The organism is Sphingomonas sp. CV7422, from assembly GCF_027945725.1.
GTDB lineage: Bacteria > Pseudomonadota > Alphaproteobacteria > Sphingomonadales > Sphingomonadaceae > Sphingomonas > Sphingomonas kyungheensis.
Genome location: NZ_CP115900.1, coordinates 831261 through 858088 on the forward strand (window position 1 = coordinate 831261; position 26828 = coordinate 858088).

Consider the following 26828-nt stretch of genomic DNA (forward strand, 5'->3'; position numbering starts at 1 on the left):
AGTATTCCCGCGAAAGCGGGAATCCAGTGGCCCAGCAGAACAGCGGTACGCGGCAAAGAAACACTGGGTTCCCGCGTTCGCGGGAGCGCTGGTATAGCTTGGCTACTGCACTACAAAGCGTCGGTTCTGTTAAGTAAGAAGCCATGAAGCTCGGCATGGTCTTTCGAGGCTGCGTCGAGCGTCAGGTCAATTGCGTCTCTTGGACTTCTCGAACACAGGGCCTGCTCCGGCAGGCCATCCCGCCAACTCCCTTGCACGCGGCGCGGCGGCGCGGCTAGGCTGGGCCGGTCTGACAAGGGGGACGTGCCATGACCAAACCGCCATCGATCGCGCGGTTCGAGCAATTCTATTGGGCCTCGGTGATCCTCGGGCTGGTCAACGCCGGGCTCAACTGGAGCAAGTCGCAGGCGGTGCTCGCGGCCAATCCGATGCTCGCCAAGGCGACCTGGTTCCTGCCGGCCTCCCAGGTGCTGGGGCTGACGATCGCGGTGCTGATCTGGTATTTCGTCGCCCGCCGGCCGAGCGTCATCGCGAAATGGGTGCAGGTGGTGTTCGCCGCGCTGGGGGCGTTCGGTCTGCTGTCGGCGCTCGCGCTGCTCGCCATGGGGCGGTCGGCGATGAGCGCCCAGATCGCGCTCGGTTTCGTCGCCAACATGCTCTACATCGCGGCCGCGGTGATGCTGTTCAAGCCGGACGCCCGGCTGTGGTTCGGCGAAGGGCTGGACGAAGACGACGATCTGGCGCTGCATCCGTGATCGTCCGTCTCGCCGCCGCCGCGCTGGTCGCGCTGTTGCCGGTCGCCGCCCAGGCGCAGGCCGATCGCTGCATCGCCCCGGGAGCGCTGCCGCGGCCGCGCCCCGATCTGCCAAGCGACAGCCAGCCGCGGCGCTTGCTGCCGATCGGCGGCTATACGCTCGCGATCACCTGGTCGCCGCAATATTGCCGCGACCATGGCGGCGACGGCGATGCCCGCTTCCAATGCCGCTCCGGGCAGCGGTTCGGCTTCACCCTGCATGGCCTGTGGCCCGACGGGGTCGGCAAGGACTGGCCGCAATATTGTCAGGCGACGCCGCTGCTGTCGCGCGCGACAATCCGGCGGCATATCTGCGCGACGCCGTCGGCGCAGCTGATGCAGCACGAATGGTCGAAGCACGGCACCTGCATGGCGGGCTATGATCCGGAACGCTATTTCACGACGTCGAACCGGCTCTACGGCAAGTTGCGCTTCCCCGACTGGGCGGCGCTGTCCCGCGGGCCGGTGACGGCGGGGGCGGTCGCGGCGGCGATGGCGAAGCGCAATCCCGGCCTCGGCGCGGACATGATGCGCGTCACCGCGACGAAACAAGGCTGGCTCGACGAGATCTGGATCTGCCTCGACACGGCCTTCCGCTATCAGCGCTGCCCCGTGCACCAGGGCGGCCTGCCCGGCGCCGCGACGGTGAAGATCGCGCTCTAGGCCTTAGCCGATCACCGCCGTCGCCGGATGATGTTTGTCGAGGTGACGGCGGATGATCCGCAGGTTGCGCGTGTTCGAGCGGAAGAAGAAGTCGGGCACCGCACCGATGAAGGGGATCAGCCCCAGCGCCCAGTCGATCCCGACATTGCCGAACATCCGCGCCATCTGCAGCTTCGACATGTGCAGATTGCGCGCTTCGAACACCAGCCACGCGCCGACGACGGCGGCGATCGTCGGACCGGCGACGGGGACGAGATCGAGGATCACGTCGAGCCCGAGCTTGCGGTTGGTGCCGGGGATGGTGACCAGCCCCTCCATCACCCGCTCCATCGCCTCGAGGCGGACGCGCACCGCGGCGGGGTCGCGGCCGACGGGGAGCGATTCGAGCATCGAGCGGGCTTCGATCCGGGTGGGGCGGGTGACGGTCATAGACCTTAATTGGTGTCGTCGCGCAGCCGGTTCAACGGGTGCCAGGCGCGCGTATTGGCGCGCCACTGGCGCAGCCGCATCGCCACCGCCGACCAGCGCAGCGGCCGCGCGATCGGGATGAAGGCGGTATCGGTGGCGAGCGCCGCATCGGCGGCGGCGATCAACCGCGCGCGTTCGGCGAGCGTCGGCGCGTCGCGCGCGGCGATCAGCGCGTCCTGGACGGGTTGGGCGCAGACGGCGCAGGCATTGGCGAGATACCAGCGAGCGCTGTCATAAGGCGCGACGAGGTCGAGCAGGCGCAGGTCGGCGTCATCGCTCGCGCCGACGCGCACCGGCGTGATGCCGGCGGTGCGCAGCGATACGGCGAGCTGCGCGAAGACCAGAGTCGCGCCGGGGCCGGCGGGCAAGGCGATCCGCAGGCTGACCGGTGCGCCATAGGCCGCGACCTGCTGGCGGAGCGCGGCGGCGCGCTGCTCGGGCGTGAGCAGCGACCAGCCGGGCAGCGCCGGCGGCGCGGCCGAGTCGAGCATCTCGGGCAGGATGCGCTCGGCCGGCTCCCAATTGGCCATCACCGCGGCGGTGATCGCGACGCGGTCGATCGCACCGCTCAGGGCGGCGCGATGCGCCGGGTCGGCCAGGAAGCCGTCGCGATGGACGATCGACAGGCCGAACAGTCCGGCGGCGGGATCGATGCGGATATTGGCCGGGGCGATGCCGGCGAGACCGACGAGCGGCCAGTCGACGAAACTGCCGCCTGCGACATAATCCGATTCGCGTGCCGCGAAGCGGACGAGCGCGCGTGCCGCCCGCTCGCCGATCAGCCTTACGTCCTGTTCGGGGGCGAGCCGCTGCGGATCGTCGGGATCGGCGCGGCCGGGATCGGCGGCGGGGCGGAGCAGCGGACTGCGCGTGCCGCGCACGATGCGCATCGGCCCGGCACCGCCGACCGTACCGCTCCGCCACAGCGCGAGTTCGGGCTGGGCGAACAGCTTGAGCAGATCGGGGCGAGGACGCGCCAGCCGCACCTCGATCACCTGCGGCGTCATCGTCACGATCTCATCGACCGCGGTGAGGAACGGGGCGAGCGGATTGCGCGATCGGCGCGCCAGCTGGTGGCGGAGCTGGGCGACGACCTGATCCGCCTCGACCCGGCTGCCGTCGCTCCACCGCGCGTCCCGGAGGCGGAAGATATAGCTCATCCCCTCGTCGATCACGATCCAGCGTTCGGCGAGGCCGGGTTCGATCTGGCCGGCGGCATCATAGCGCACCAGCCCTTCGGCGGTGGCGTCGAGCAGCAGCCCGGTCGGCGTATCGAGCCGGACGCGGGCGGGATCGACCGGCCGCGGCGGCTGGCCGATCGCGCTGACGATCACCGGCCCCGAATCGGGGCGCTGGTTGCATCCGGCGAGCGGCGCCGCGGCGAGGCCGAGCGACACGAGGATGGTGCGGACGGCGGGACTCGAACCCGCACTCCAAAGGAAGCCGATTTTAAGTCGGAAGCGTCTACCGATTTCGCCACGTCCGCACACGCCGTCACGGGAAGCGCAATCGGCGGCGAGCGTCAACCCGCTACGATCATCCGCCGGCGTCGCGGCGGCGATCAGACGTTGAGCCGGGCCCGCATTTCCTTGCCGGGCTTGAAATAGGGAACGCGCTTGGCGTCGACCTCGACCGGGTCGCCGGTGCGCGGATTGCGGCCGATCCGGGCATCGCGCGCGCGGGTCGAGAAGGCACCGAAGCCCCGCAGTTCGACGCGGCCATTGCTGGCGAGGCGCCGGGCGATCTCGTCGAAGAAGGTCGTGACGATCGCGTCGACCTCCGCCCCCGACAGATCGGGATTCAACTCACATAGTCTATGAACAAGCTCAGACCGGATCATCGCAAACTCCCCCCCGGATCATGCAACGGGCGCTTGATAGAGATCAATGGAGCTGGCGTATAGGCCCGAAATGAACTTAAACCAAGAAAAAAGGGACTGGAATGGTCTGCACCACTCCAGTCCCAATTCCCTTACTTCTTGTCGGCGTCCGCCGAACGGGCCTTGAGCGCCTCGCCGAGGATGTTGCCGAGCGTCGCGCCCGAGTCGGACGAGCCGTACTGCGCAACCGCCTGCTTCTCTTCGGAGATCTGCATCGCCTTGATCGAGAAGGTCGGCTTCTTCGAACGATCGAAGCCGGTCACCATCGCGTCGAACTTCTGGCCGACCTGGAAACGCTCCGGACGCTGCTCGTCGCGGTCGCGACCCAGATCCGTGCGCTTGATGAAGCCGGTCGCGCCGTCGTCGCCCTGCTGCACTTCGAGGCCCGCGTCGCGGACTTCGAGCACGGTGACGGTGACGATCGCGTTCTTGTTGAGGCGATCGCCCGATGCCGCAATGCCGCCGGCCGAGGGGCCGCCACGCTCGAGCTGCTTCATGCCGAGGCTGATGCGCTCCTTCTCGGCGTCGATGTCGAGCACCACCGCCTGCACGGTCTCGCCCTTGCGGTGCAGGTTGAGGGCATCCTCACCAGACACGCCCCAGGCGATGTCCGACATGTGGACCATGCCGTCGACGTCGTTGTCGAGGCCGATGAACAGGCCGAACTCGGTCGCGTTCTTGACTTCGCCCTCGACGGTCGAACCGATCGGATGGGCGGCGGCGAACGCTTCCCACGGATTGTTCTGCGCCTGCTTGAGGCCGAGGCTGATGCGACGCTTGTCCTCGTCGACCTCGAGCACCACCACATCGACTTCCTGCGACGTGCTGACGATCTTGCCCGGATGGACGTTCTTCTTGGTCCAGGACATTTCCGAGACGTGGACGAGGCCTTCGATGCCCGCTTCCAGCTCGACGAACGCACCATATTCGGTGATGTTGGTGACGCGGCCCGACAGCTTGGCGCCGATCGGATACTTGGCGCTCGCGCCGTCCCACGGATCCGACTCGAGCTGCTTCATGCCGAGGCTGATGCGCTGCGTGTCCTTGTTGATGCGGATGATCTGCACCTTCACCGTGTCGCCGATCGCGATCATCTCGGACGGATGATTGACGCGCTTGTAGCTGAGGTCGGTGACGTGGAGCAGGCCGTCGATACCGCCGAGGTCGACGAACGCACCGTAGTCGGTGATGTTCTTGACGACGCCGTCGATGATCTGACCCTCGGCGAGGCTCTGGATCAGGCCCGAACGCTGCTCGGCGCGGGTTTCTTCCAGCACCGCGCGACGCGACACGACGATGTTGCCGCGCTTGCGGTCCATCTTGAGGATCTGGAACGGCTGCGGGATGTCCATCAGCGGCGTGACGTCACGCACCGGACGGATATCGACCTGCGACCCCGGCAGGAAGGCGACGGCGCCCGACAGGTCGACGGTGAAGCCGCCCTTGACGCGACCGAAGATCACGCCTTCGACGCGCGCGGTCTTGCTGAATTCAAGCTCCAGCTTGTCCCAGGCGGCTTCGCGGCGGGCGCGGTCGCGGCTGAGCATCGCTTCGCCATGCATGTTCTCGACGCGGTCGACATAGACTTCGACTTCGTCACCGACCTTGAGGTCGGCCTTCTGGCCCGGTGCGGCGAATTCGCGCAGCGGCACGCGGCCTTCGGACTTGAGGCCGACGTCGATGACGGCAAGATCGTTCTCGATCGCGGTGACGGTGCCATGCACCACGCGACCCTCGAAACTGTCGGCACCGCCGAACATGTCATCGAGCATCGCCGCGAAATCGTCGCGGCTGGGAAGGGGCTGGGTAGCCATAAGGTTAGAGTGTCCTCGAGGTTTATCTGTTTCCGGCCAATCGGTTGGTTCCGATGGTCTTGGCTGAAAACGCCGTGCCGACCCCATGCCGATCGCGGCATCCGTTGGGCGTCGGCAGGCGGAGGCAGGCGATGCGCTGATGCGAAAAGGGCGCGAACGGGCCAGCCGGTCGCGCCTACCTCCACGAGCATCGGCTCGCAGGACAATATTCCCCTACGTCAAAAACCGCGTTTTGGCAAGCTCAGGCGGGGCTGGCGCCGCTGGCCGCATGCTCGCGCTGGCGGGCGAGCGCACCGCATCGCGCCTCGACCAGCTGGATCGCGCGCGCGATGCTCGCCTCGATCGTCATCTGGCTGGTGTCGAGCAGCGCCGCATCCGCCGCCATGCTGAGCGGCGCGGAGGAGCGGGCGGTGTCGCGCGCGTCGCGGGCGCGGATGTCCATCTGCACCTTGACGAAGCTGACATCGAAGCCCTTGCCGAGCAATTCACGATGGCGGCGCTGCGCGCGGACCTGCGTCGTCGCCTTGACGAACAATTTGGCGTCGGCATCGGGCGCGATCACCGTGCCGATGTCGCGACCGTCGAGCACCGCCCCGCCGGGCTGGCGCGCGAAGCGCTTCTGCCGCTGCAACAGCGAGGCGCGCACCAGCGGATGCGCCGAGACGATCGAGGCGAGCTGGCCGATATCGTCCGTGCGCAGCACCGGATCGTCGAGCAGCGCCTCGTCGAAGTCGCAGGCGGCGACCGCGTCGGCCTCCTTGGCGGGGTTGAGCTCCATCCGCTGCACGTTGCACGCCACCGCGCGGTAGAGCAGGCCGGTATCGAGATGCGGGAGGCCGTAATGCTGGGCAAGCGCCCGGGCGATCGTGCCCTTGCCCGATGCCGCCGGACCGTCGACTGCGATGATCATGCTTCCTCCGACACGTCGTCCAATGTCTTATAGAAAGCCGGATAGCTGGTCGCCACCGGGGCTATGTCGTCGATGACGACCGGCCGTGTGGCATGCAGGCCGGCGACGGTCATGCTCATTGCGATACGATGATCGAGCAGCGAGGCGACGCGCGCGCCACCGGGGATCGTCTCGCCGCCGGTGCCGGTGATCGCCAGCCCGTCCTCATATTCCTCGCACGCGACGCCGCAGGCGGTGAGCGCCGCTGCCATCGCCGCGATCCGGTCGGATTCCTTGACGCGCAATTCGTGCGCGCCGCGCGCCACGGTGCGTCCGGCCGCGAAGGCGGCGGCGACGAAGAGCACCGGATATTCGTCGATCATGCTCGGCGCCAGTTCGGGCGGCACCTCGATCGCGGTGAGCGGGGCGTGGCGGACGTGAAGGTCGGCGACCGGCTCGCCGCCGACCTCGCGCCGGTCCTGCTCGGTGATGTCCGCGCCCATCAGCCGCAGAGCCGCGATCAGCCCGGTGCGGGTGACGTTGAGCCCGACGTTGCGGACGACGAGGTCGGAGCCGGGGACGATCGACGCCGCGACCAGCCAGAAGGCGGCCGAGGAGGGGTCGCCCGGCACGGTGATCGTCTGCGGGCGCAACTCGGCCTCGCCGTGGATCGCGATGATCCGTCCGGCGGGATCGTCCTCGATCGTCAGTTCGGCGCCGAAGCCGCGCAGCATCCGCTCGCTGTGATCGCGCGTCGCCACCGGCTCGACGACGCGGGTGATTCCCGGCGTGTTGAGTCCGGCGAGCAGCACCGCCGACTTGACCTGCGCGGAGGCGACGGGGAGCGTGTAGGTGATCGGCACCGCCGGGCTGATCCCGCGCAGCATCAGCGGCAGCCGACCGCCCGGGCTGGCGGTGAAGGCGGCGCCCATCTGCGACAGCGGCTCGATCACGCGCCCCATCGGCCGGGCGGACAGCGAGGCGTCGCCGGTGAAGGTCGCGGTGATCGGGTGGCTGGCGACGAGCCCCATCAGCAGCCGCGTCGAGGTGCCGCTATTGCCCATCTCGAGCGCGGTGGCGGGTTGCAGCAGGCCGCCGACGCCGACGCCGTTGACGCGCCAGGCGCCCGCGCCGGTCCGCTCGATATCCGCTCCCATCGCGCGCAGCGCCGCGGCGGTGGCGAGCACGTCCTCGCCCTCGAGCAGTCCGGTGATGCGGCTCTCGCCGACCGCGAGCGCGGAGAACATCAGCGCGCGGTGGCTGATCGACTTGTCGCCGGGCACCTGGAGGGAGCCGGTGAGGGGGCCACGCGGGGCCACGCTCAGTTCCTGGGGATCGGAATGCGCCATGGCCGGGGGCTTTGACAGCCACCTTGCGCTATGGCAAGGCGCGCACCACCTCACGGGCAAGGCCTTGCTTTGCCTGCGACACCCAATTCCGAAAGGCACGAACGGCATGATCAAGCCGGAATGGGGCACGAAGCGTACGTGCCCGAAATGCGCGACGCGCTTCTATGACCTCGAAAAGGACGATCCCGTCACCTGCATCAACTGCGGGACGACGTGGAACCCGGAGCCGATCCTCAAGTCCAAGCAGCCGCTGCCGTTCGAGCAGGCCAAGCCCGACACCAAGGAGGCCGATCGCGACCTCGAGGGCGAGGACGAGGATCTGGAAGCGCTGGGCGAAGAGGAAGAGCCCTCGGCCGACGATGAGGTCGATCTCGGCGGGGACGACGATCTCGGCGTCGAGGCGCCCAACGACGAAGACGAACATTGATCTGAAAAAAAGGCATGGCAGGCGATCATTCAGCGCTTGCCATGCCCCGGTGCCCCCGCTAGTGGGGCGCCTCCCGGAACGAATGGGGCCGTAGCTCAGCTGGGAGAGCGCTGCAATGGCATTGCAGAGGTCAGGGGTTCGATCCCCCTCGGCTCCACCATTCCGTTCCCGAGCGCCCCTGTGTCGCTCCCTCATCCCCAGCATCCGAGTGCGAAGGCCTTGTCCTCGCTCCTACCGCCGGGATGTCATCCCTACCATTCTGAAGTAATTCCGCTTTGGGAATACTTGCATCATCGGCACATGTCGTTGCCGGTGCTCGGGTCAAAGACCTGTTAACCACTCTCATGCTTAAACGCTCGCGTCCGGTATCGATGCCGGTTCGGGAGACATTATGAAGATCATGCTTTTGGGGGCGGTCGCGGTCGCCGCGTCGGTCGCATCCTCCGCCTCGGCACAGACGGTCGATCCGCTGTTCACCGGCGCCCGGATCGAAGCGCGCGTCGGCTGGGACCGGCCGACGATTCGCGCCGGCGTGTCTGACGGCGTCGACAGCATCAACCGCACCGCCGGCAAGGACGGCGTCGTCTACGGCGGCGAGATCGGCTATGACTATGCGTTGAGCAACGTGCTGGTCGGCGGCTACTTCGGCTATGAGGGGTCGTCGGCGAAGGAATGCGGCGAGCTCTACGGTCAGGACCAGCTCTGCCTGCGCGCCGGGCGCAACTTCACCGCGGGTGCGCGGCTCGGGGTGCCGGTGTCCGGGTCATTCGCGCTCTACGCCAAGGGCGGCTATTCGAACGGCCGTGCCAAGCTCGACTATCGTGATGATACGCTGGTGCGCGCAGACGTGGACGAAGGCCGGAACTTCAACGGCTTTCACGTCGGCGGCGGCGTCGAGGGGACGCTCAGCGGCCGCGTCTACGGGCGGCTGGAATATGTCTACACCGGCTATGGCGAAAAGTCGGCGGTGAGCGACGGCCTGCGCGCGAGCATCGAGCCCCGGCGGCATCAGGTCGTCTACGGCATGGGTATCCGCTTCTGAGACGACGGGAGCCCGCGGATCGCGCGGGCTCCCGTCACCCGATCAATCGACCGGCTGCAGATTGACGGCCGAGGTCTTGCCGCGGCGGTCCTGCTCGAGGTCGTAGCTGATCCGCTGGTTCTGGTTCAGCGTCGCCATGCCGGCGCGCTCCACCGCGGTGATGTGGACGAAGGCGTCAGCGCCGCCCGTATCGGGGGCAACGAAGCCATAGCCCTTGTCGGCGTTGAAGAATTTGACGGTGCCGGTGATGCTGCTCATCGCAGATCCTTTCTACTTGCGGCGCGGCGGTACGATTACCGACGCGCCTGTCGCGCGCGAAGCAGGGAAGGAAGGAAGAGGGAGCCGCAAAGCACGCCGTAGACCGTCGATGTGCGACTCTAGCCTGACCTATATGGCGGACGCAGGGCGAAACGGCAAGGGGCAGGGCTTGCGCTGCGCTGCGGAAGCGGCCATCTTCTGGCTATCGGGCTGCTCCATCCGCGCATGGCCCGACTGAGAGATGATATGCGCTCCCGCTGCCCAAAGGGAGATCCGCATGTCACGCGCCATCAACGTCAATGCCGCCAAAGCCGATGTCGAAACCGCGTGCCGCAAGCATAAGGTGACGATCAGCGCGATCGAGACGCTCGCCTCGGGCGGCACGCGCGTCGTGCTGACCAACGCCGACGGCGCCGCGACGATGAACCGCGTGTTCGGCCGCAAGGTGCTGAACGGCGCGGTCGAGCGCACACCGCTGCGGCTGCGCACCGCCTGAGACGCGGCGCGCCGGGCGCGCGCCGCGCGACACCGGCGTCAGCGCGCGCCGGCGACCCGCCAGATCGTGTTGCCGACGTCGTCCGCGACGAGCAAAGCACCGCTGCGGTCGCCGATCACGCCCACCGGCCGCCCGCGTGCCTTACCGTTACCGTCGAGGAAGCCGCCGAGCACGTCGACCGGCTTGGCGCCCTCCGCCGGGAAGCCGCGTGCGGCGAACGGTACGAACACCACCTTGTAGCCCGACACCGGCTTGCGGTTCCACGAACCGTGCTCGCCGATGAAAGCCCCCTGCGCGAACCGCCCGCCGAGCCTGACCTCGTCGCTGAACGCGAGGCCGAGCGCGGCGACGTGCGGCCCGAGCGCATAGTCGGGGCGCTTCGAATATTGCTGGAGGTCCGGGCGCGCCGGCTCGACCCGGGTGTCCGGATAGCCGCCCCAATAGAACCACGGCCAGCCGAACTGGTCGCCCAGCTCGACCTGCGTCAGATAGTCGGGCGCAAGGTCGGAGCCGAGCATGTCGCGCTCGTTGACCACCGTCCACAACTGCTTGTTGAACGGGCTGATCGCCATGCCCTGTGGATTGCGCAGGCCGGAGGCGTAGATGCGGAAGGTCTTCTCCTTGGGATAGACCTCGAGGATGTTGGCGCGATATTTTTCGGCCTCGAGCCCGTTCTCGGCGATGTTCGATGACGAGCCGACGCCGACATAGAGCGTGCGGCCGTCGGGCGCGGCGATCAGCGTGCGCGCCCAATGGTTGCCGCCGCCGTTGAGTTTGACGATCAGCTCGGGCTTGGCGGTGATCTGCGTCGCGCCGTCGGTATAGGGAACGCGCACCACCGAATCGGTATTGGCGACGTAGAGCTGGCCGTCGAGCAGCGCCATGCCGGTCGGCGAGTTGAGCCCGGTCATGAAGACGTGGCGCTGTTCGGCGACGCCGTCGCCATCCGCGTCGCGCAGCAGCGTCAGGCGATTGGCCGACGGCACGCCGGCCCCCGCCTTGCCGAGCAGCAGCCCCATCACCCAGCCCTGGATGCCGCCGCCCTTGCGCGGCGGCGAATTCGTCTCGGCGACGAGCACGTCGCCATTGGGCAGCCGGTACAGCCAGCGCGGATGGTCGAGCCCCTTGGCGAAGGCCTTGACGGTCAGGCCGGCGGCGGGGGTAGGGGTTTCATTGCCCTGCCAGCCGACCACGTCGGCGACCTTGACCGTGGGCAGGGTCTGGACGCGCGCCTCGGTGATCTGCGGCCGCTTGCCGGTGACGCGGTCGAACGGCACCTGCGCCGTATCCGGCCAGGCAAGATAGACGACCACCGCCACCGCGATGACGAACAGAAGCGCGGCGAGGCGCAGGACGTGCTTGAGCATGAGCAGAGGATAGGGCGGCAAAGCGCGCGGCGGAAGGGGCGATATGGCGGTGTGCGGATGCGTCGGCGGGGCGCGGGTCGCTTGCTGCGCCCATATGGCTTCGCGCGCGTGACGTTTCCATCCAGTCCGTCCCGGCTCCCGCGCAGGCGATAGCCTTGTGTATCTCGGCACAAAGGTCGTCGTCTAGCGTGGCTGGTGGATTCCTGTGTGCGCGGGAATGCGGTTCACCGAAGCGCAAACCCTCGTCGGTCCGGCACGGTGCCTGCCAGAAACGACGAGCCCCCCGCGAAGGTTTGCGCCTTCGCGGGGGGCTCCTACCGTTAGTTACACCCGCCGGCTCAGCCCGGCAGCAGGTCGTAGCGGTCGGCGTTCATCACCTTGGTCCAGGCCTGGACGAAGTGGCGGACGAACATCTCGCCCGCATCCGAAGCGGCATAGACTTCGGCGATCGCGCGCAGCTGCGAATTGGAGCCGAACACCAGATCGGTGCGCGACGCGGTCCACTTCTTCTCGTGGGTATGACGGTCGGTGCCGACGAATTCCTCGTCGCTCTCGTCGCTGATCTGCTTCCACGCGGTGCCCATGTCGAGCAGGTTGACGAAGAAGTCGTTGGTCAGCTGCCCCGGCCGGTCGGTGAACACCCCGTGCTGCTTCGCCTTGGCATGGTTTGCGCCGAGCACGCGCAACCCGCCGACCAGCACCGTCATCTCCGGCGCGCTGAGGCCGAGCAGCTGGGCGCGATCGACCATCAGCTCTTCGGTCGGCACGTTGAACTGGACCTGGAGATAGTTGCGGAAGCCGTCGGCACGCGGTTCGAGCACCGCAAAGCCCTCGGCGTCGGTCTGCTCGGCCGAGGCGTCGGTCCGGCCGGGCTTGAACGGCACCTCGATCGTCTGACCGGCCGCCTTGGCCGCCGCCTCGATGCCGACCGAGCCGCCGAGCACGATCAGGTCGGCGATCGACACCGTCTTCGCGCCGGCTGCATCGAAGTCCGCCTTGATCTGCTCGTAGGTGCCGAGCACCTTGGCGAGCTGTTCGGGCTGGTTGACCTCCCAATCCTTCTGCGGCGCAAGCCGGATGCGCGCGCCATTGGCGCCGCCGCGATGATCCGATCCGCGCCACGTCGACGCCGACGCCCAGGCGGTGGTGACCAGTTCCTCGATCGACAGACCAGAGTCGGCGATGCGCGCCTTGAGGTCGGCGATGTCGGCCGACTCGATCTGCGGATAGTCGGCGAGCGGGATCGGGTCCTGCCAGATCAGCTCTTCCTGCGGCACTTCGGGGCCGATCAGGCGGATCTTCGGCCCCATGTCGCGATGCGTCAGCTTGTACCAGGCGCGCGCCCAGGCGTCGGCGAAATAGGCGGGATCAGCACGGAATTTCTGGCAGATCGCGTTATACGCCGGGTCGACCTTGAGCGCCATGTCGGCGGTCGACATCATCGTCGGCACCTTCTTGCCCGGGGTATGCGCCGCCGGCGCGAGCGTGTCCTCGGGATTGCCGACCGGCTGCCACTGATGCGCGCCGGCGGGGCTCTTGGTCAGCTCATATTCGTGGTCGAAGAGCATGTCGAAATAGCTCATGTCCCACGTCGTCGGCGTCGGCGTCCATGCGCCTTCGAGGCCGCTGGTGATCGTATGATCGCCCATGCCGCTCTCATGCGTCGACGCCCAGCCGAGACCCTGGCTGGCGATGTCCGACCCTTCCGGCTCCTTGCCGACGTGGCTCGGATCGCCCGCGCCGTGCGCCTTGCCGAAGGTATGGCCGCCGGCGGTGAGCGCGACCGTCTCCTCGTCGTTCATCCCCATCCGCGCGAAGGTCTCGCGCATGTCGCGCGCCGAACCCTTGGGCATCGGGCAGCCGCCCGGACCTTCCGGATTGACGTAGATGAGGCCGTGCTGGATCGCGGCGAGCGGGCTTTCGAGCGCCAGCCCGGCTTCCTCGTCGATACGGGTCTGGCCGAGCCATTCCTCCTCGGTGCCCCAATAGACGTCCTTCTCGGGTTCGAACACGTCCTCACGCCCGCCGGAGAAGCCGAAGGTCGGGCCGCCCATCGATTCGATCGCGACGTTGCCGGCGAGGATGAACAGGTCCGCCCAGCTCAGCTGGCGTCCGTATTTCTGCTTGATCGGCCACAGCAGACGGCGCGCCTTGTCGAGATTGCCGTTGTCGGGCCACGAGTTGAGCGGCGCGAACCGCTGCTGGCCGGCCGACGAGCCGCCGCGGCCGTCGCCGGTGCGATAGGTGCCCGCCGAATGCCACGCCATGCGGATGAAGAACGGGCCGTAATGGCCATAGTCCGCCGGCCACCACGGCTGGCTGTCGGTCATCAGCGCGGTCAGGTCCGCCTTGAGCTGATCATAGTCGAGGCTGAGGAATTCGGAGCGGTAATCGAAATCGTCGCCCATCGGATTGCCGCTGACGCCCTTCTGGTGAAGGATGTCGATCGACAGGGCTTCCGGCCACCAATCCTTGGCGGTGTGGCCGAGCAGACGGCGCTTCGCCGCAGGCTGGCGGCGGGGATCGTTGATAGGACTGCCTTCGGTGATCGCGTCCATGTGCATCTCTCCTCGATCGGGTTCGCAGGCGCGGCCGATTTGTCGAGCCACACCGGTATGATGCCATTGCTACCGGAACGAGACAGATCGCGAAAACGCGAATATGCGAAGGCGGTGATCGGTTGGAGCGATCAATGGTCCGGAGTCGCGCCTAAGGTCGCGCTTACCTTGACCTCACCCGATCGCCGGCTTCGCCGCCTCTTCCCTTTCCCGCCGGGAGTATTGGATCGATCGTGCCGGGGGGCATGATCGATCCGATACTGGAAGAGGCGCGCCGCGCCGCTGGGTGAGGGCAGGGCGGAACGCCGGTGCGGCGCGGCTCTTGTCAGTCCTCGTCGCTCTCCCGCGCCGCCGGCGGGTGGAGGCGCAGCCGGTGGATGCGGCGTTCGTCGGCGTCGAGCACCTCGAGCTTCCAGCCGCTCGGATGGTCGACGCATTCGCCGACCTTGGGGACATGGCCGGCGAGCACCGCGGCGAGCCCGCCGAGCGTATCGACGTCATGATCGGTCTCGGCCAGGCGCGGATCGATCTGCATGCCTGCATCCTCCAGTTCGGCGCGGGCATCGGCGTCCCACGCGCCGCCGTCGATCCGCACGAGCAGCGCCTCGGGCGCCTCGTCATGCTCGTCCTCGATCTCGCCGACGATCTCCTCGATCAGATCCTCGATCGTGACGAGGCCCTCGGTGCCCGAATATTCGTCGAGCACCACGGCGAGATGGACGTGGCTCGCGCGCATGTCGGCGAGCAGGTCGAGCGCACCGCGCGACATCGGCACGTAGAGCGGTTCGCGGATCAGCCCGCTGATGTCGGCGGGATGCTCCGCGCCGGTGGCGAGGATCGCGAACACGTCCTTGATATGGACCATGCCGATGATCGTATCGAGTTCGCCGCGATAGACCGGCAGGCGGCTGTGCCCCGCCTCGGCGAAGATCTGCACGAGGTGCGCGAAGGTGGTGCCTTCCTCGACCGCGATGATGTCGGCGCGCGGTACGCCGACGTCGCCGGCATCGCGTTCGCCGAAGTGGAGCAGATTGCGGACCATCTGCCGCTCGAGCGGCGTGAGGTCGCCCTTGGCATCGGGGGCGGGATCGTCCTCGTGCCGGTCGATCGCTTCCTCGAGCTGTTCGCGAAGCGATTCTTCGTGCGCGCCACCGAAGATCAAGGTCTTCAGTCCGCGCCAGATGGTCGATTCGCTGGAGTCGCCGTTGCCGGCGCTACTTCGGTCGTCTGCCATGGCGGCCGTGTCAGTCCTCTCGTATCAGATAGGGGTCGGCGATGCCGAGCGTGGCGAGCGCCTGTCGCTCGATCTCTTCCATCGCCTCGGCTTCCCCGTCCCCCATATGGTCATAGCCTAGCAGATGCAGCGTGCCGTGCACCAGCAGGTGCGTGGCATGTTCGGCGACGCCGACCTGCTTGTCCTGCGCCTCGGCGGTGCAGACGCCATGGGCGAGGACGATGTCGCCGAGCAGCAGTTCGCCGTCGTCGCTGTTCTGGCTGACCGTGTCGATCAGGTCGGGCTGGACCATCGGGAAGGAGAGGACGTTGGTCGGCTTGTCCTTCTGCCGATATTGCGCGTTGAGCGTGCGCACCTCGTCGTCGCCGGTCAGGCGGACGCTGATCTCGACCAGCGCCGGCGTGGTGAGCAGATCGCCATGCGGCGTATGCTCGATCGCCGCCCGCACCGCGCGGGTCGCGAGCGCCTCCCAGTCGGTATCGGCGGGCCAGGGGTCTTCGCGGGTGAGTTCGATGTGGATCATGCGAGGTCCGTGCGGGAGAAACCATTGCCCTTGTAGAGCAGGCGTGCGTCATGCGCCTTGGCGCAAGCATAGGCGAAACAATCGCCCATGTTGAGCCGGGCGGGGTGGCGGCCCTTGCCGTAGCGACGATGGGCCTCGAGGGCCAAGTCCGCCTCCGCAGCGCCAATCGGCACCACGGCAACATGACGGGATGCGATGAAGTTCGCGACGTCTGCGCGCGCGAAATCCATCATGATGCCGCGTCCCGAGCTGAGGGCGATCGTGCTTTCCCAGATCGCCATCGCCGACGTCAGTCTGCGGTCAGCCTGATCCACACGATCCGCGAGCGCCTCGAACCCTTCTTCGAGAGCGAGCATCGAAACCATCGCGGAGGCGTCGATGAAGATCGTCACTCCGACCATGGATCGACGACGTCCTCTTCATCGGACAACGAATCGTAGAACGCCTTATCGATCTTCATCGCCTCGCGGTCGGGCAGAGGGTGCTGCGCGCGATATTGCCGCAACCAGTCGACGGTCCTGACAGTCACGGCACCGCCGTTCGGCGCTTCGGAAATCCCCGCAGTTTCGAGGGACGTCAGCCCTCGCCTGACTGCCTCGGTCTTGGTTGTGCCGAGCTGTGCTGCGACCTTGCCGGCAAGGGCAGCCGTTTCAGGATCTTTGATGAATAGCGAGGCCATCGATCGACTCCGGGATATCCTTCTATATGCCAAGGATATCCCGGCCGATCAATTGCCCGGTCCCTCATACGCCTCGACGATCCGCCCGACGATCGGATGGCGGACGACGTCGGCGGCGGTGAAGCGCGTCATCGAGATGCCCTCGACCCCCTCCAGCCGCATCGTCGCGTCGGCGAGGCCCGACGAGCCGACGCCGCCGGGCAGATCGGTCTGGTTGGGATCGCCGCATATCACCATGCGGCTGTTCTGGCCGAAGCGGGTGAGGAACATCTTCATCTGCGCCGGCGTGGTGTTCTGCGCCTCGTCGAGGATGACGAAGGCGTCGGCCAGCGTGCGCCCGCGCATGAAGGCGATCGGCGCGATCTCGATCTCGCCGCTGGCGATGCGGCGCTCGACCTGCTCGGCCGGCAGGCAATCGTGCAGCGCATCATAGAGCGGGCGCAGATAGGGGTCGACCTTCTCCTTCATGTCGCCGGGCAGGAAGCCGAGCTTCTCGCCCGCCTCGACCGCGGGACGCGACAGGATGAGGCGCTGGACGCTGCCGGTGATGAGCTGCGACACCGCCTGCGCGACCGCGATGTAGGTCTTGCCGGTGCCGGCCGGCCCGAGTGCGAAGATCATGTCGTTGGTCGACAATTCGCGCATGTAATGCGCCTGCGCCGGGGTGCGCGGCACGATCGTCTTCTTGCGCGTGCGGATCATCACCGACGGGATCGCGCCGCGTTCGGCGCTGACGATGCCGTCGAGCGTCGGTTCGGACGCCATGGCGATCGAGGCGTCGACCAGCCCGGAGTCGATCTCCTCGCCGCGTTGCAGCCGGTGATAGAGGTCCTGCAGCACGTCGCGCGCGACCGCGACGTGATCGGCGCTGCCTTCGAGCCCGACGCGATTGCCGCGGGCAGTGATGTAGACGCCGAGCCGGTTTTCGAGCGCGACGAGATTCTGGTCATATTGCCCGAACAGAGTGGCGAGCAACTGGGGCTTGTCGAACAACACCTCGGCCCGGCTGCGTTCACCGGAGCGGGCGGGGACGGGCTTACGACTCATGCGGTCCTTTCATGCCGTGATGGCATGACCGGAATGTGGGATGCGCGCCGGCGAAAGGGAAGCGGCAAAACCCGCTTTCGCGCGTCGCTGTCGCGTCGGGGATGTTAGGGTCGGGCAGGGAGCGCAGCGTGACGTGCGCATGCGGCTGGCCGTCGGGTAAGATGGCGGCTGGCGAAGATGGATTCACGCGAAGTCGCGAAGACGCGAAGAGGATGCGCCTGCAGCGGACGTGGTCCTCTTTTTCCCATGGTGCATGGCATGGGATGCGCCCGCGGCCGGCGGCACATCTCTGCGGCGCTGCGCGCCGAGATCAGGCCGCGGCGCGCATCCGTTCGGCGCCGGCGAGCGAGACGGGACCGGCGGACAGCAGATCGACCGTCACCATGTCGCCGATCGCCGCATCGGTCATGACATGGACCGATTGCAGCCACGGCGACTTGCCGAGCATCTGCCCGGGCAGCTTGCCGCGGCGTTCGATCAGCACGTCGCAGCGGCGGCCGACGCTCGCCTGGTTGAACGCCTGCTGATCGCGGCCGAGCGCCGCCTGCAGCCGTTGCAGGCGGTCGTCCATCACCGTCGCATCGACCGCGCCTGCCATGTCGGCGGCGGGTGTGCCGGGGCGCGGACTGTATTTGAACGAATAGGCCTGCGCATAGCCGACCGCGTCGACCAGCCGCAGCGTCTCGGCGAACTCCGCCTCCGTCTCGCCGGGGAAGCCGACGATGAAGTCGCCCGACAGCGCGATATCGGGGCGGACGGCACGGACCCGGTCGAGCAGGCGCAGGTAGGAATCGGTGTCGTGGCTGCGGTTCATCGCCTTGAGCACGCGGTTGCTGCCCGCCTGCAACGGCAGGTGGAGGAAGGGCATCAGGCTTTCGACGTCGCCGTGCGCGTCGATCAGCCCCTGCCGCATGTCGTTGGGGTGGCTGGTGGTGTAGCGGAGGCGCGCGAGGCCGGGGATGCGGTCGAGCACGCGGATCAGGTCGTGCAGGCCGCGACCGTCGTCGTCCCAGGCGTTGACGTTCTGGCCGAGCAGCGTGATCTCGCGCGCGCCGGCATCGACCAGCGCCTTCGCCTCGTCGACGATCGCGGCGAACGGCCGGCTGACCTCCGCGCCGCGGGTATAGGGGACGACGCAATAGGTGCAGAATTTGTCGCAGCCTTCCTGCACGGTGAGGAAGGCGGACGGTGCGACGCGACGGCGGGCCGGAAGCGCGCCGAACTTCGACAGCAACGGCATGTCGGTGTCGAGCGCCGGCGCGCCCGCGGCGGCGCGGGCGACCAAAGCGGGCAGGTTGTGATAGGCCTGCGGACCGACGACGACGTCGACCTTGGCGCGCGCGACGATCTCCTCGCCCTCGGCCTGCGCGACGCAGCCGGCGACGGCGATCATCGGCGCCGGCCGCGCCGCGATCCGGGCGTTCTTGCGCAGCCGGCCGATGTCGGAATAGACCTTTTCGGTGGCGCGGTCGCGGATGTGACAGGTGTTGAGCACGACGAGATCGGCGGCGTCGGGATCGTCGGTCGCGGTCATGCCGTCGGCGGCCATCAGCTCCGCCATGCGCTCGCCGTCATAGACGTTCATCTGGCAGCCGAACGACTTGACGTGGAAGGTCTTGGGTTTGTCGGCGGAAGTCATGGCAGGGCGCATACAGGATGCGGCGGCCGCTCGCCAGCCGCCGTGACCGCTCCCGCGTCGGCGGCGGCGCTATCCGGCGTCGACGATCGCCGCGCGCGCCTGCGCCGCGATCGCCTTGCGGCCGCCCGCCGCGGCAGGATCGAAGGGGGTCAGCAGGCGGAGCGTCACCGCGAAGCGGCCGCGCCGCCGCAGCACGCGCAGCGCGTGGGCGAGTCCGGGCTCCTCGCCGACCCAGGCGAGGTCCGCCGCCTCGCCGTAATCGATGCGGATCGGCTGGACGACGACCCCCGGCGGCGGCGGGTCGAGCGCGGCGAGCAGCGCCGCCTTGAACGGCAGCAACGTCGTGCCGTCGCCGGTGGTGCCTTCGGGAAAGAGCGTCACCGGCTGACCGGTAGCGATTGCCGCGCGCAATCGGTCGATCTGCGCGGTGACCTGCAAGCGGTCCTCGCGCGTCACGAAGATCGTCCGGTTGAGCGTGCACAGCCAGCCGACCAGCGGCACGCCGCGCAATTCCCCCTTGGCGACGAAGGCGCTGCCGGTGGCGCCGGCGATCGCGAGGATGTCGATCCAGCTGAGATGGTTGCTCAGGAAGACGACGTTCCCCGCGCAGGGTGTGCCGAGGACGCGGACACGCGCGCCGACGATTTGCGCGACGGCGGCGAGGAAGCGACGCGGCCACGGCGAGGGCCGGCGCAGCAGCCGCCAAAGGCCATGCAGCAGCAGACCGGCCAGCAGGGCGACCAGCAATGCGGCGACGCGATAGCCGAGGCGCAGGTTGGCGATCATCCGGACGCGCCGCGTCGCGCGGCGTTACACCTTGCGATCGAGGCTGACGCCGTACAATTCCATGCGGTGATCGACGAGGCGGAAGCCGAGCTTCTCGGCGATCGCCTTCTGCAATTGCTCGAGTTCGGGGTCGACGAATTCGATCACCTTGCCGGTCTCGACGTCGATGAGATGATCGTGATGCGCCTCGGGCGAGGGTTCGTAGCGGGCGCGGCCGTCGCCGAAGTCATGGCGATCGAGGATGCCCGCCTCCTCGAACAAGCGCACGGTGCGATAGACGGTGGCGATCGAAATACCCGGATCGATCGCCGAGGCGCGCTCATACACCTTTTCGACATCGGGATGGTCTTCTGCTTCGGACAGCACGCGGGCGATCACGCGGCGCTGTTCAGTGATGCGCAGGCCCTTCTGGTTGCACAGGGCTTCGAGATCGATCTTGCGAGGCATGCTGCTCATGTAGTCCAGCCGGCTTGTTGCGAAAAGCGAAACCGACTCGCAATAGCCCCGTTCGGACGATTTTGCGTCACACCGCGCGGCGGTAGGTGTGCGCGTCGAACGCCTGGCCGGTCTTGCCGCGGTAATAATGCCGCCGTTCGCCGACCTTGGCGAAACCCTGTTCGACGTAGAGCCGGACCGCCTCGTTATTCTCGCGCACTTCGAGGTGGAGGTCGGCGATGCCGGTCATCTGCGCCTCGGCGATGACGCCGCGCAGCAGCGCGCGGCCGATGCCGCGGCGGCGGAAGGCGGGGTCGACCGCGAGCAGCAGCAACTCCGCCTCGTCGACGACACTGCGCACCATGGTGAAGCCGGCGGGCGCCGCATCGACATAGGCGAGCGTCAGCCGCACGCCGGGCATCGCCAGCACGCCGAGGCACTGGTTGCGCGTCCACGCCTCGCCGAAGCGCGGATCGAAGGCCGCCGTCATCAGCGCATCGACGAGGCCGACGTCGCGCGCATCGCCGCTGCGCAGGGTCACCTGCCGCGTCGCCATCAGGGGGTGATCCCGCCGGGCAGCTTGGCATCGGGCGCGCGGCCGTAGAGCGGGCGCGGCGGCAGCGCGGTGAGGGCGGGCGGCAGCAGCACGGCGTCGGCCGCGTCCGGCAGCGCCGGCTGGCCGTCGCACTCTGGCGCGACCTGTTGCAGCCAGCGCAGGCCATTGCCGACCGGCCAGCGCCCGGCGAGCGCGGCGATCGCCGCCTCCGGCTTGCGCGAGGCGAGTGCGTCGAGGGCGACCGGGCCGGATGCGAAGGACTGGACGAACACCTCGCCATGGCCGCCTTCGAGCATCGCGGCGATCTCGCCGTCATGGCCGGCGGCGAAGGCGGCGGCGGCGATCAGCGCGAGGCTCGAATAGCCGCTGACGCCCGCATCCCAGCCGAGCGCGAGGCCGCGCGCTGCGGCGATGCCGACGCGCAGGCCGGTGAAGCTGCCCGGGCCGACATCGACCAGGATGTGCCCGGCGCGGCCGCCGTCGGGCAGCGCGGCGATCATCGGCAGCAGCTGTTCGGCATGGCCGCGGCCGACCTCACGATGCGTCGCGGCGATGACCACGCCCGCCTCGATCAGCGCCACCGAACAGGCGGCGGTGGCGGTATCGATGACGAGGGTGCGAGGGGCAGGGGAGTCGATCATGTTTCGAACGCTTTGCGACGAGTCGTGGCGCGCGACAAGCGTCGGATGCGGGGGTGGCAATGGCACCGCGTAAGCCGCCGGCAGGATGTCAGCCCCCTCCGCCCCGGACCTTCCACGCGGGCAAATCCCGAGGGGAAGGCGGACGATTCAGCGGCAGCGGACGTCGGGGATCACGAATGCCGCTTACGCGATCGTGTTGAACCGCCCGAAGCCCGGCCGCGGCAGGCGCTCGTGCAGGGTGGCGGGATCGCCATAGCCGAGCGTGGAGATGAAGTTGCTGCGGACGCTGGGCTGGTCGGCGAAGAACGCCTTGTCGACCGCGCCCTGATCGAAGCCGGACATCGGCCCGGTGTCGAGTCCCAGCGCCCGCGCCGCGATGATGAAATAGGCGCCCTGCAACGTCGAATTGCGCGCCGCCGACGCGGTGCGCAATTCGGTATTGCCGTCGAACCACGCCTTGGCGTCCACGTGCGGGAACAGCTCGGGCAGGGTCTCGTGGAAGTCGACGTCCATGCCGATGATGACGCTGACCGGCGCGGCGCGGACCTTGGCCTGGTTGGTATCGGAACAGGCGGCGGCGAGCTTCGCCTTGGCCTCGTCGCTGACGCACCAGACGAGCCGGGCGGGCAGCTGGTTGGCACTGGTCGGCCCCCATTTCATCAGCTCCCAGATCGCGTGGAGCTGATCCTCGCCGACCGGCCGGTCGGTATAATGGTTGAAGCTGCGCGCGGTGCGGAAGATGCGGTCGAGCGCCGAATCGGGCAGGGGTTCGGACATCAGACGGCCCTCACTTCGGTGACTTCGGGAACGTAATATTTGAGCAATTGCTCGATGCCGCTCTTCAGCGTCGCACTCGACGAGGGGCAGCCGGCGCAGGCGCCCTGCATGCGCAGATAGACCTTGCCCTTGTCGAAGCCGCGATAGACGATGTCGCCGCCGTCGTTCGCCACCGCCGGGCGGACGCGGGTGTCGATCAGCTCGCGGATCTGCGCGACGATGTCGGCATCGGCGGGGTCGTCGGACAGCGCCTCCTCGTCGGCGGGCACGCTGAAGCCGGCGCTGCCCTGGCGGAACAGCGGCATGTTGGCGGCGAAATGATCGAGCAGGATGGCGAGCACGTCCGGCTTGAGCTCGGCCCAGGCGACGCCCGGCGCGGCGGTGACCGAGACGAAGTCGCGGCCGAAGAACACGCCGGTGACGTCGCCGAGCGCGAACAGCATCTCGGCGAGCGGGCTCGCCTCCGCCTCCTCGGGCGTCGCGAAATCGCGCGTGCCGGCATCCATGACGATGCGGCCGGGCAGGAATTTGAGCGTCGCCGGGTTGGGCGTGGTTTCGGTCTCGATCAGCATGGCTGCCATGTGGCGCGTGGCGCGCGGGGGATCAAGCGCTGCCCGGGAAAGCGATTGTTTCCACCCTAGATCTCGAGCTGTTTGATCGAGGCGTTCCATTTGGCGATATTGCCGCGCGCCTCCTGGACGAAGGCGGAGCGGCGCACCGCGCCGAGGAACAGGTCGGCGATCCACTTGCCCGGATTGCGCAACGGCCGCGCGAACTGGACGAGCAGCACCACGCGCGTCGCCGCGCTGTCGTTCCACACCTCGTGATCGTAGGTGTCGTCGAACACCAGGGTCTCGCCCTCCGCCCAGCGCACGACGCGGTCGCCGACGCGCATGCGGACGTCGCCGTCGCGCGGCACGAACAGGCCGAGGTGACAGGTGATCAGCCCCTTGGTGACGCCGCGGTGTGCCGGGATATGCGTGCCCGGCGCGAGGATCGAGAAGAAGGCGCTGTTGAGCCCCGGTACGCGCGAGACGATCGCCTGCGTCGCCGGGCAGCGCGCCAGATTGTCCTCGATCGGATAGCCATAGCCCCACAGGAAGAAGGAGCGCCACTTGCCGACCTCGGCGATCGCACGGTGATCGGGCGAGATCGTCGCGAGGCTGGGCGCATCGGCGCCGCGCAGCGCGACCGACTCGGCCTCGTCGCGGATCGTCTGCCACTGGTCGCGCAGCTGTGCGGTCCAGCCGAAATGGCGGACGTCGAGCACCGGATCGTTGGCGACGAGCGAGGAACCGGCGATCATCCGGTCGAACAGCCCGCGCAAGTGCCGGCCGATGCGGATGACGAGCGGCCGGCGGGCCGTCGCCTTGCGCGGCTTGCCCGAGTTCCGCCACATTGCCGGCGCCGCGTCGTTCCTGCTTACCGTCATCGTCCAACCATCATCCGAATCGCGCCGCAGGGACGCCGCATCGTTCGTCGGGCGCGATCCGCCCGGCTCCCCTCAGCCACCGGGCTATTGCCCGGCTGGGGCGAAATCATGACGGAAGTGAGGAGGATACGGACGCGCTGGCGGCGCCGCACGGCACCCGCTACAAGCGTCGCCTATGGCGTTTCTTTCCCGCGCATTCGCGCCCGTACTCGTTCTCGCCCTCGCATCGGCCACCGTTGCCCAGGTCCGCACCGCGCCCGCCGCGGCGCCCGCGCCGACGGTCAAGGTCGACACGACGCCCTGGCTCTACAAAGGCAGCGACCTGCCGCACGATCCCAATTGGTCGTTCGGCACCCTTCCCAACGGCTTGCGCTATGCGGTCCGCAAGAACGGCGTGCCGCCCGGGCAGGTATCGATCCGTGTCCGCATCGACGCGGGGTCGCTGTACGAGAAGGACAGCGAGCGCGGCTATGCGCATTTCATCGAGCATCTCTCGTTCCGCGGCTCCGAATATGTCCCCGACGGCGAGGCGAAGCGGGTGTGGCAGCGGTTCGGCGCGACCTTCGGCTCGGACAGCAACGCCTCGACCACGCCGACGCAGACGCTCTACAAGCTCGACCTGCCTTCGGCGACCGACGCCACGGTCGACGAGAGCATCAAGATCCTGTCGGGGATGATGGCCGCGCCGACGCTGACCGATGCGGCGGTGTCGGCGGAACGGCCGATCGTGCTCGCCGAACGGCGGGAGCAGCCGGGACCGCAGGTCAAGCTGCAGGATGCGATGAACCGGCTGTTCTTCGCCGGCCAGCCGCTCGCCGACCGTTCGCCGATCGGCACGGTCGAGACGCTCGACGCGGCGAACGGCGCGAGCATCAAGGCCTTCCACGATCGCTGGTATCGGCCGGAGCGCGCGGTCGTCATCATCTCGGGCGACATGGACCCGGCCAAGCTCGGCGCGATGGTGACGCGCCATTTCGCCGGCTGGAAGGGCAATGGCCCCAATCCCGCCGACCCCGATTTCGGCAAGCCCGATCCCAGCCAGCCGACCTCGGCGACGATGGTCGAACCCGGCCTGCCGCCGCTGGTGATGATGGGGGTGGTGCGACCCTGGCATTACAATGACGATACCAAGATCTTCAACCAGAAGCGGATGGTCGACACGATCGCCGCCAAGGTGATCAGCCGCCGGCTCGAACGGCGCGCGCGGGCGGGGGCGAGCTTCGTCCAGGCGGGCGTCGATCTCGACGACCGGTCGCGTTCGGCGAACATGACGTCGGTCTTGATCCTGCCGGTCGGCGACCAGTGGGAACAGGCGCTGAAGGACGTGCGCGCGGTGATCGCCGACGCGCAGAACAGCCCGCCGACCCAGGCGGAGATCGACCGCGAATATGCCGATTACGAGGTCGCGATCCGCAACGGCGTCGAGACCGCGCGGGTCGAGGCGAGCGCCAAACAGGCCGACGACATGGCCGGCGCGCTCGACATCCGCGAGACGGTGACCGCGCCCGAGAACAGCTATGCGATCCTCACCGACGCCAAGCAGAAGGGCATGTTCAATCCCGCCGCGGTGCTCGCCTCGTCCAAGAAGCTGTTCGAGGGCGATGCGACGCGCGCGCTCGTCAACACCCGCACTGCGGAGAAGGGGACGGCGGAGAAGCTCGCCGCCGCGCTCAAGGCGGACGTGTCGGCGCTGACGATCAAGCGCGCCAACCAGGCGGCGGTCGATTTCAGCAAGCTGCCTGCGCTCGGTGCGCCGGGCGTGGTCGCGGCGCGCGGGCCGCTGTCCGGCCTGCCGGCGGAGAAGGTGGTGTTCGCCAATGGCGTGAGGATGCTGCTCTTCCCCAATCCCGACGATACCGGGCGCGTCTTCATCCGGGTGCGGTTCGGCAGCGGCTATAACGCGCTGCCCGCCAACCGGCCGAGCCCCGCCTGGGCGGGGGATCTGGCGCTGATGGAAAGCGGCATCGGCACGCTCGGGCAGGACGATCTCGACCAGCTCACCGCGGGGCGGCAGCTCGGGCTCGACTTCGGCATCGACGAGGATGCGTTTTCGATCGCCGCGCTGAGCAGTCCCAAGGATTATGCCGACGAACTGACGCTGATCGCCGCCAAGCTGGCGCATCCGCGCTGGGACCCGGCGCCGGTGACGCGCGCCAAATCGGCGGCGCTGACCGCGATTCCCGGTTATGATTCCTCGGCGGACGGCGTGCTGTCGCGCGATCTCGAAGGGTTGCTCCATGCCGGCGATCCGCGCTGGGCGACGCCCGACGCCAAGGCGGTCGAGGCGCTGACCCCCAAGGCGTTCGAGGCCTTCTGGGCGCCGCTGCTCGCCAGCGGGCCGATCGAGGTCGATGTGTTCGGCGACGTCAAGTCGGAAGAGGCGGTCGCGGCGGTGGCGAAGAGCCTCGGCGCGATCCCGCCGCGCGCCGCGCCGTCGGCGGCGGTGCCGCCGGTGCGCTTCCCCGCGCATGTCGCCACGCCGGTACTGCGCTACCACAATGGCCCCGACAATCAGGCGAGCGCGGTGATCGCCTGGCCGACCGGTTCGGGCACCGCCGATCTCGCGGAGGCGCGCCGGCTCGACGTGCTCGCGCAGGTGTTCAGCGACCGGCTGTTCGAACGGATGCGGCAGGCGGCGGGGGCGAGCTACAGCCCCGGCGTCGCGAGCAGCTGGCCCAAGGGGCTGCCCGGCGGCGGCCGGCTGATGGCGGTGAGCCAGGTCGCGCCGGCCAATGTCGCATTGTTCTTCCGCCTGTCGCGCGAGATCGCCGCCGACCTCGCCAAGACTCCGGTCAGCGCCGACGAGCTGGCGCGGGTCAAGGGACCGTTGCAGCAGGTCTATGCCCGTGCCGCGACGAGCAGCCTGTTCTGGCTCCGCGAACTGTCGGGCGGTGCCTATGACGAGCGCCGACTGGAGGCGACGCGCCGGCTGGGCCGTGACTTCGGCGAGGTGACGCCCGAGGTGTTGCAGGCGACGGCAGCGAAATATCTGGTGCCGGCGAAGGACTGGACGTTGGCGGTGCTGCCGCGGAAGGCCGCCAAGTAAGGGCGGGCGGCGGGTTCGCGACCCGCCGCC

At 68.3% G+C, this 26828-nt stretch carries 28 protein-coding genes and 2 tRNA genes; 7 read left to right on the plus strand and 23 right to left on the minus strand.

Features of this window, described 5'->3' with window-relative positions:
* Positions 1–308: 308 nt before the first annotated feature.
* Positions 309–755: a hypothetical protein gene (locus PBN85_RS04030; RefSeq protein WP_271300223.1), complete on the plus strand. Its 447-nt coding sequence runs from the start codon at positions 309–311 to the stop codon at positions 753–755.
* Entirely contained in the window at positions 752–1456 is a 705-nt protein-coding gene (locus tag PBN85_RS04035; RefSeq protein ID WP_271300224.1) for a ribonuclease T2 family protein, read from the plus strand. Before PBN85_RS04030 ends, PBN85_RS04035 begins: the two co-directional genes overlap by 4 nt.
* Positions 1457–1459: 3 nt before the next feature.
* On the opposite strand, the gene PBN85_RS04040 is transcribed toward PBN85_RS04035, so the two are convergent.
* The 7 genes from PBN85_RS04040 to aroA all read right to left on the minus strand — a co-directional run bounded on the left by PBN85_RS04040 (position 1460) and on the right by aroA (position 7855).
* Entirely contained in the window at positions 1460–1885 is a 426-nt protein-coding gene (locus tag PBN85_RS04040) for a DUF4112 domain-containing protein (protein WP_200870410.1), read from the minus strand.
* A gap of 5 nt (positions 1886–1890) precedes the next feature.
* Positions 1891–3321, minus strand: a complete 1431-nt coding sequence (locus tag PBN85_RS04045; protein ID WP_271300225.1) for an ABC transporter substrate-binding protein — start codon at positions 3319–3321, stop codon at positions 1891–1893.
* A gap of 5 nt (positions 3322–3326) precedes the next feature.
* Positions 3327–3410: transfer RNA gene (locus PBN85_RS04050), tRNA-Leu, on the minus strand.
* 75 nt (positions 3411–3485) lie between these two features.
* Positions 3486–3764 carry an integration host factor subunit beta gene (locus PBN85_RS04055; protein WP_037534623.1) on the minus strand — a complete coding sequence of 93 codons (279 nt, stop codon included), beginning with the start codon at positions 3762–3764 and terminating at the stop codon, positions 3486–3488.
* A 131-nt stretch (positions 3765–3895) separates the two neighbouring features.
* Positions 3896–5617 carry a 30S ribosomal protein S1 gene (gene rpsA / locus PBN85_RS04060; protein ID WP_037534621.1) on the minus strand — a complete coding sequence of 574 codons (1722 nt, stop codon included), beginning with the start codon at positions 5615–5617 and terminating at the stop codon, positions 3896–3898.
* A gap of 241 nt (positions 5618–5858) precedes the next feature.
* Positions 5859–6527 carry a (d)CMP kinase gene (cmk, locus tag PBN85_RS04065; RefSeq protein WP_051583457.1) on the minus strand — a complete coding sequence of 223 codons (669 nt, stop codon included), beginning with the start codon at positions 6525–6527 and terminating at the stop codon, positions 5859–5861.
* Positions 6524–7855 (minus strand): 3-phosphoshikimate 1-carboxyvinyltransferase, encoded by a 1332-nt coding sequence (aroA, locus tag PBN85_RS04070; RefSeq protein WP_271300226.1) that lies wholly within the window; start codon positions 7853–7855, stop codon positions 6524–6526. Before aroA ends, cmk begins: the two co-directional genes overlap by 4 nt.
* Before the next feature lie 106 nt (positions 7856–7961).
* On the opposite strand from aroA, the gene PBN85_RS04075 reads away from it, so the two are divergent.
* The 3 genes from PBN85_RS04075 to PBN85_RS04085 all read left to right on the plus strand — a co-directional run bounded on the left by PBN85_RS04075 (position 7962) and on the right by PBN85_RS04085 (position 9324).
* Entirely contained in the window at positions 7962–8282 is a 321-nt protein-coding gene (locus PBN85_RS04075) for a TIGR02300 family protein (protein WP_037534617.1), read from the plus strand.
* 84 nt (positions 8283–8366) lie between these two features.
* Positions 8367–8442 (plus strand) — tRNA-Ala (locus PBN85_RS04080).
* 231 nt (positions 8443–8673) lie between these two features.
* A complete protein-coding gene (locus PBN85_RS04085; protein WP_051583456.1) occupies positions 8674–9324 on the plus strand; it encodes an outer membrane protein in 651 nt (216 codons plus the stop codon).
* A 42-nt stretch (positions 9325–9366) separates the two neighbouring features.
* Here the strand turns inward: PBN85_RS04085 and PBN85_RS04090 are convergent, their stop codons facing one another.
* Positions 9367–9582, minus strand: a complete 216-nt coding sequence (locus PBN85_RS04090; RefSeq protein ID WP_037534615.1) for a cold-shock protein — start codon at positions 9580–9582, stop codon at positions 9367–9369.
* A gap of 277 nt (positions 9583–9859) precedes the next feature.
* Between PBN85_RS04090 and PBN85_RS04095 the strand changes: the two genes are divergently transcribed.
* Positions 9860–10078 carry a hypothetical protein gene (locus tag PBN85_RS04095; protein WP_037534613.1) on the plus strand — a complete coding sequence of 73 codons (219 nt, stop codon included), beginning with the start codon at positions 9860–9862 and terminating at the stop codon, positions 10076–10078.
* Between the two features lie 38 nt (positions 10079–10116).
* Here PBN85_RS04095 and PBN85_RS04100 read toward each other — a convergent pair whose 3' ends face one another.
* From PBN85_RS04100 to PBN85_RS04170, 15 genes are all read right to left on the minus strand, one after another.
* Complete coding sequence (locus PBN85_RS04100) at positions 10117–11445, minus strand: PQQ-dependent sugar dehydrogenase (protein ID WP_271300227.1); 1329 nt, start codon at positions 11443–11445, stop codon at positions 10117–10119.
* A gap of 338 nt (positions 11446–11783) precedes the next feature.
* The gene (katG, locus tag PBN85_RS04105) at positions 11784–14003 is read right to left on the minus strand and encodes a catalase/peroxidase HPI (protein WP_037534608.1); all 2220 of its coding nucleotides are present in this window, start codon (positions 14001–14003) and stop codon (positions 11784–11786) included.
* Between the two features lie 325 nt (positions 14004–14328).
* A complete protein-coding gene (locus PBN85_RS04110; RefSeq protein WP_037534606.1) occupies positions 14329–15237 on the minus strand; it encodes a hemolysin family protein in 909 nt (302 codons plus the stop codon).
* Positions 15238–15247: 10 nt separating this feature from the next.
* Positions 15248–15760, minus strand: coding sequence for an rRNA maturation RNase YbeY (ybeY, locus tag PBN85_RS04115; RefSeq protein ID WP_037534603.1), 513 nt, complete (start codon positions 15758–15760; stop codon positions 15248–15250).
* Positions 15757–16152 (minus strand): type II toxin-antitoxin system VapC family toxin, encoded by a 396-nt coding sequence (locus tag PBN85_RS04120; RefSeq protein ID WP_271300228.1) that lies wholly within the window; start codon positions 16150–16152, stop codon positions 15757–15759. Before PBN85_RS04120 ends, ybeY begins: the two co-directional genes overlap by 4 nt.
* Complete coding sequence (locus tag PBN85_RS04125) at positions 16149–16439, minus strand: type II toxin-antitoxin system VapB family antitoxin (RefSeq protein ID WP_271300229.1); 291 nt, start codon at positions 16437–16439, stop codon at positions 16149–16151. Before PBN85_RS04125 ends, PBN85_RS04120 begins: the two co-directional genes overlap by 4 nt.
* A 48-nt stretch (positions 16440–16487) precedes the next feature.
* Positions 16488–17486: a PhoH family protein gene (locus PBN85_RS04130; protein ID WP_037534599.1), complete on the minus strand. Its 999-nt coding sequence runs from the start codon at positions 17484–17486 to the stop codon at positions 16488–16490.
* Positions 17487–17796: 310 nt separating this feature from the next.
* Complete coding sequence (miaB, locus tag PBN85_RS04135) at positions 17797–19125, minus strand: tRNA (N6-isopentenyl adenosine(37)-C2)-methylthiotransferase MiaB (protein ID WP_271300230.1); 1329 nt, start codon at positions 19123–19125, stop codon at positions 17797–17799.
* Positions 19126–19194: 69 nt separating this feature from the next.
* The gene (locus tag PBN85_RS04140) at positions 19195–19911 is read right to left on the minus strand and encodes a lysophospholipid acyltransferase family protein (protein ID WP_271300231.1); all 717 of its coding nucleotides are present in this window, start codon (positions 19909–19911) and stop codon (positions 19195–19197) included.
* Between the two features lie 24 nt (positions 19912–19935).
* Positions 19936–20358 (minus strand): Fur family transcriptional regulator, encoded by a 423-nt coding sequence (locus PBN85_RS04145; RefSeq protein ID WP_037534772.1) that lies wholly within the window; start codon positions 20356–20358, stop codon positions 19936–19938.
* Between the two features lie 76 nt (positions 20359–20434).
* The gene (locus PBN85_RS04150) at positions 20435–20902 is read right to left on the minus strand and encodes a GNAT family N-acetyltransferase (protein ID WP_037534595.1); all 468 of its coding nucleotides are present in this window, start codon (positions 20900–20902) and stop codon (positions 20435–20437) included.
* Positions 20902–21543 carry a tRNA (adenosine(37)-N6)-threonylcarbamoyltransferase complex dimerization subunit type 1 TsaB gene (tsaB, locus tag PBN85_RS04155; protein ID WP_271300232.1) on the minus strand — a complete coding sequence of 214 codons (642 nt, stop codon included), beginning with the start codon at positions 21541–21543 and terminating at the stop codon, positions 20902–20904. Before tsaB ends, PBN85_RS04150 begins: the two co-directional genes overlap by 1 nt.
* Before the next feature lie 183 nt (positions 21544–21726).
* A complete protein-coding gene (locus PBN85_RS04160; protein WP_271300233.1) occupies positions 21727–22320 on the minus strand; it encodes a malonic semialdehyde reductase in 594 nt (197 codons plus the stop codon).
* The gene (locus PBN85_RS04165; protein ID WP_271300234.1) at positions 22320–22892 is read right to left on the minus strand and encodes a NifU family protein; all 573 of its coding nucleotides are present in this window, start codon (positions 22890–22892) and stop codon (positions 22320–22322) included. The genes PBN85_RS04160 and PBN85_RS04165 overlap by 1 nt, the downstream gene beginning before the upstream one ends.
* 65 nt (positions 22893–22957) lie before the next feature.
* Positions 22958–23752, minus strand: a complete 795-nt coding sequence (locus PBN85_RS04170) for an aspartyl/asparaginyl beta-hydroxylase domain-containing protein (protein WP_037534587.1) — start codon at positions 23750–23752, stop codon at positions 22958–22960.
* Between the two features lie 175 nt (positions 23753–23927).
* Between PBN85_RS04170 and PBN85_RS04175 the strand changes: the two genes are divergently transcribed.
* The gene (locus PBN85_RS04175) at positions 23928–26798 is read left to right on the plus strand and encodes a M16 family metallopeptidase (protein ID WP_271300235.1); all 2871 of its coding nucleotides are present in this window, start codon (positions 23928–23930) and stop codon (positions 26796–26798) included.
* Positions 26799–26828 lie beyond the last annotated feature (30 nt).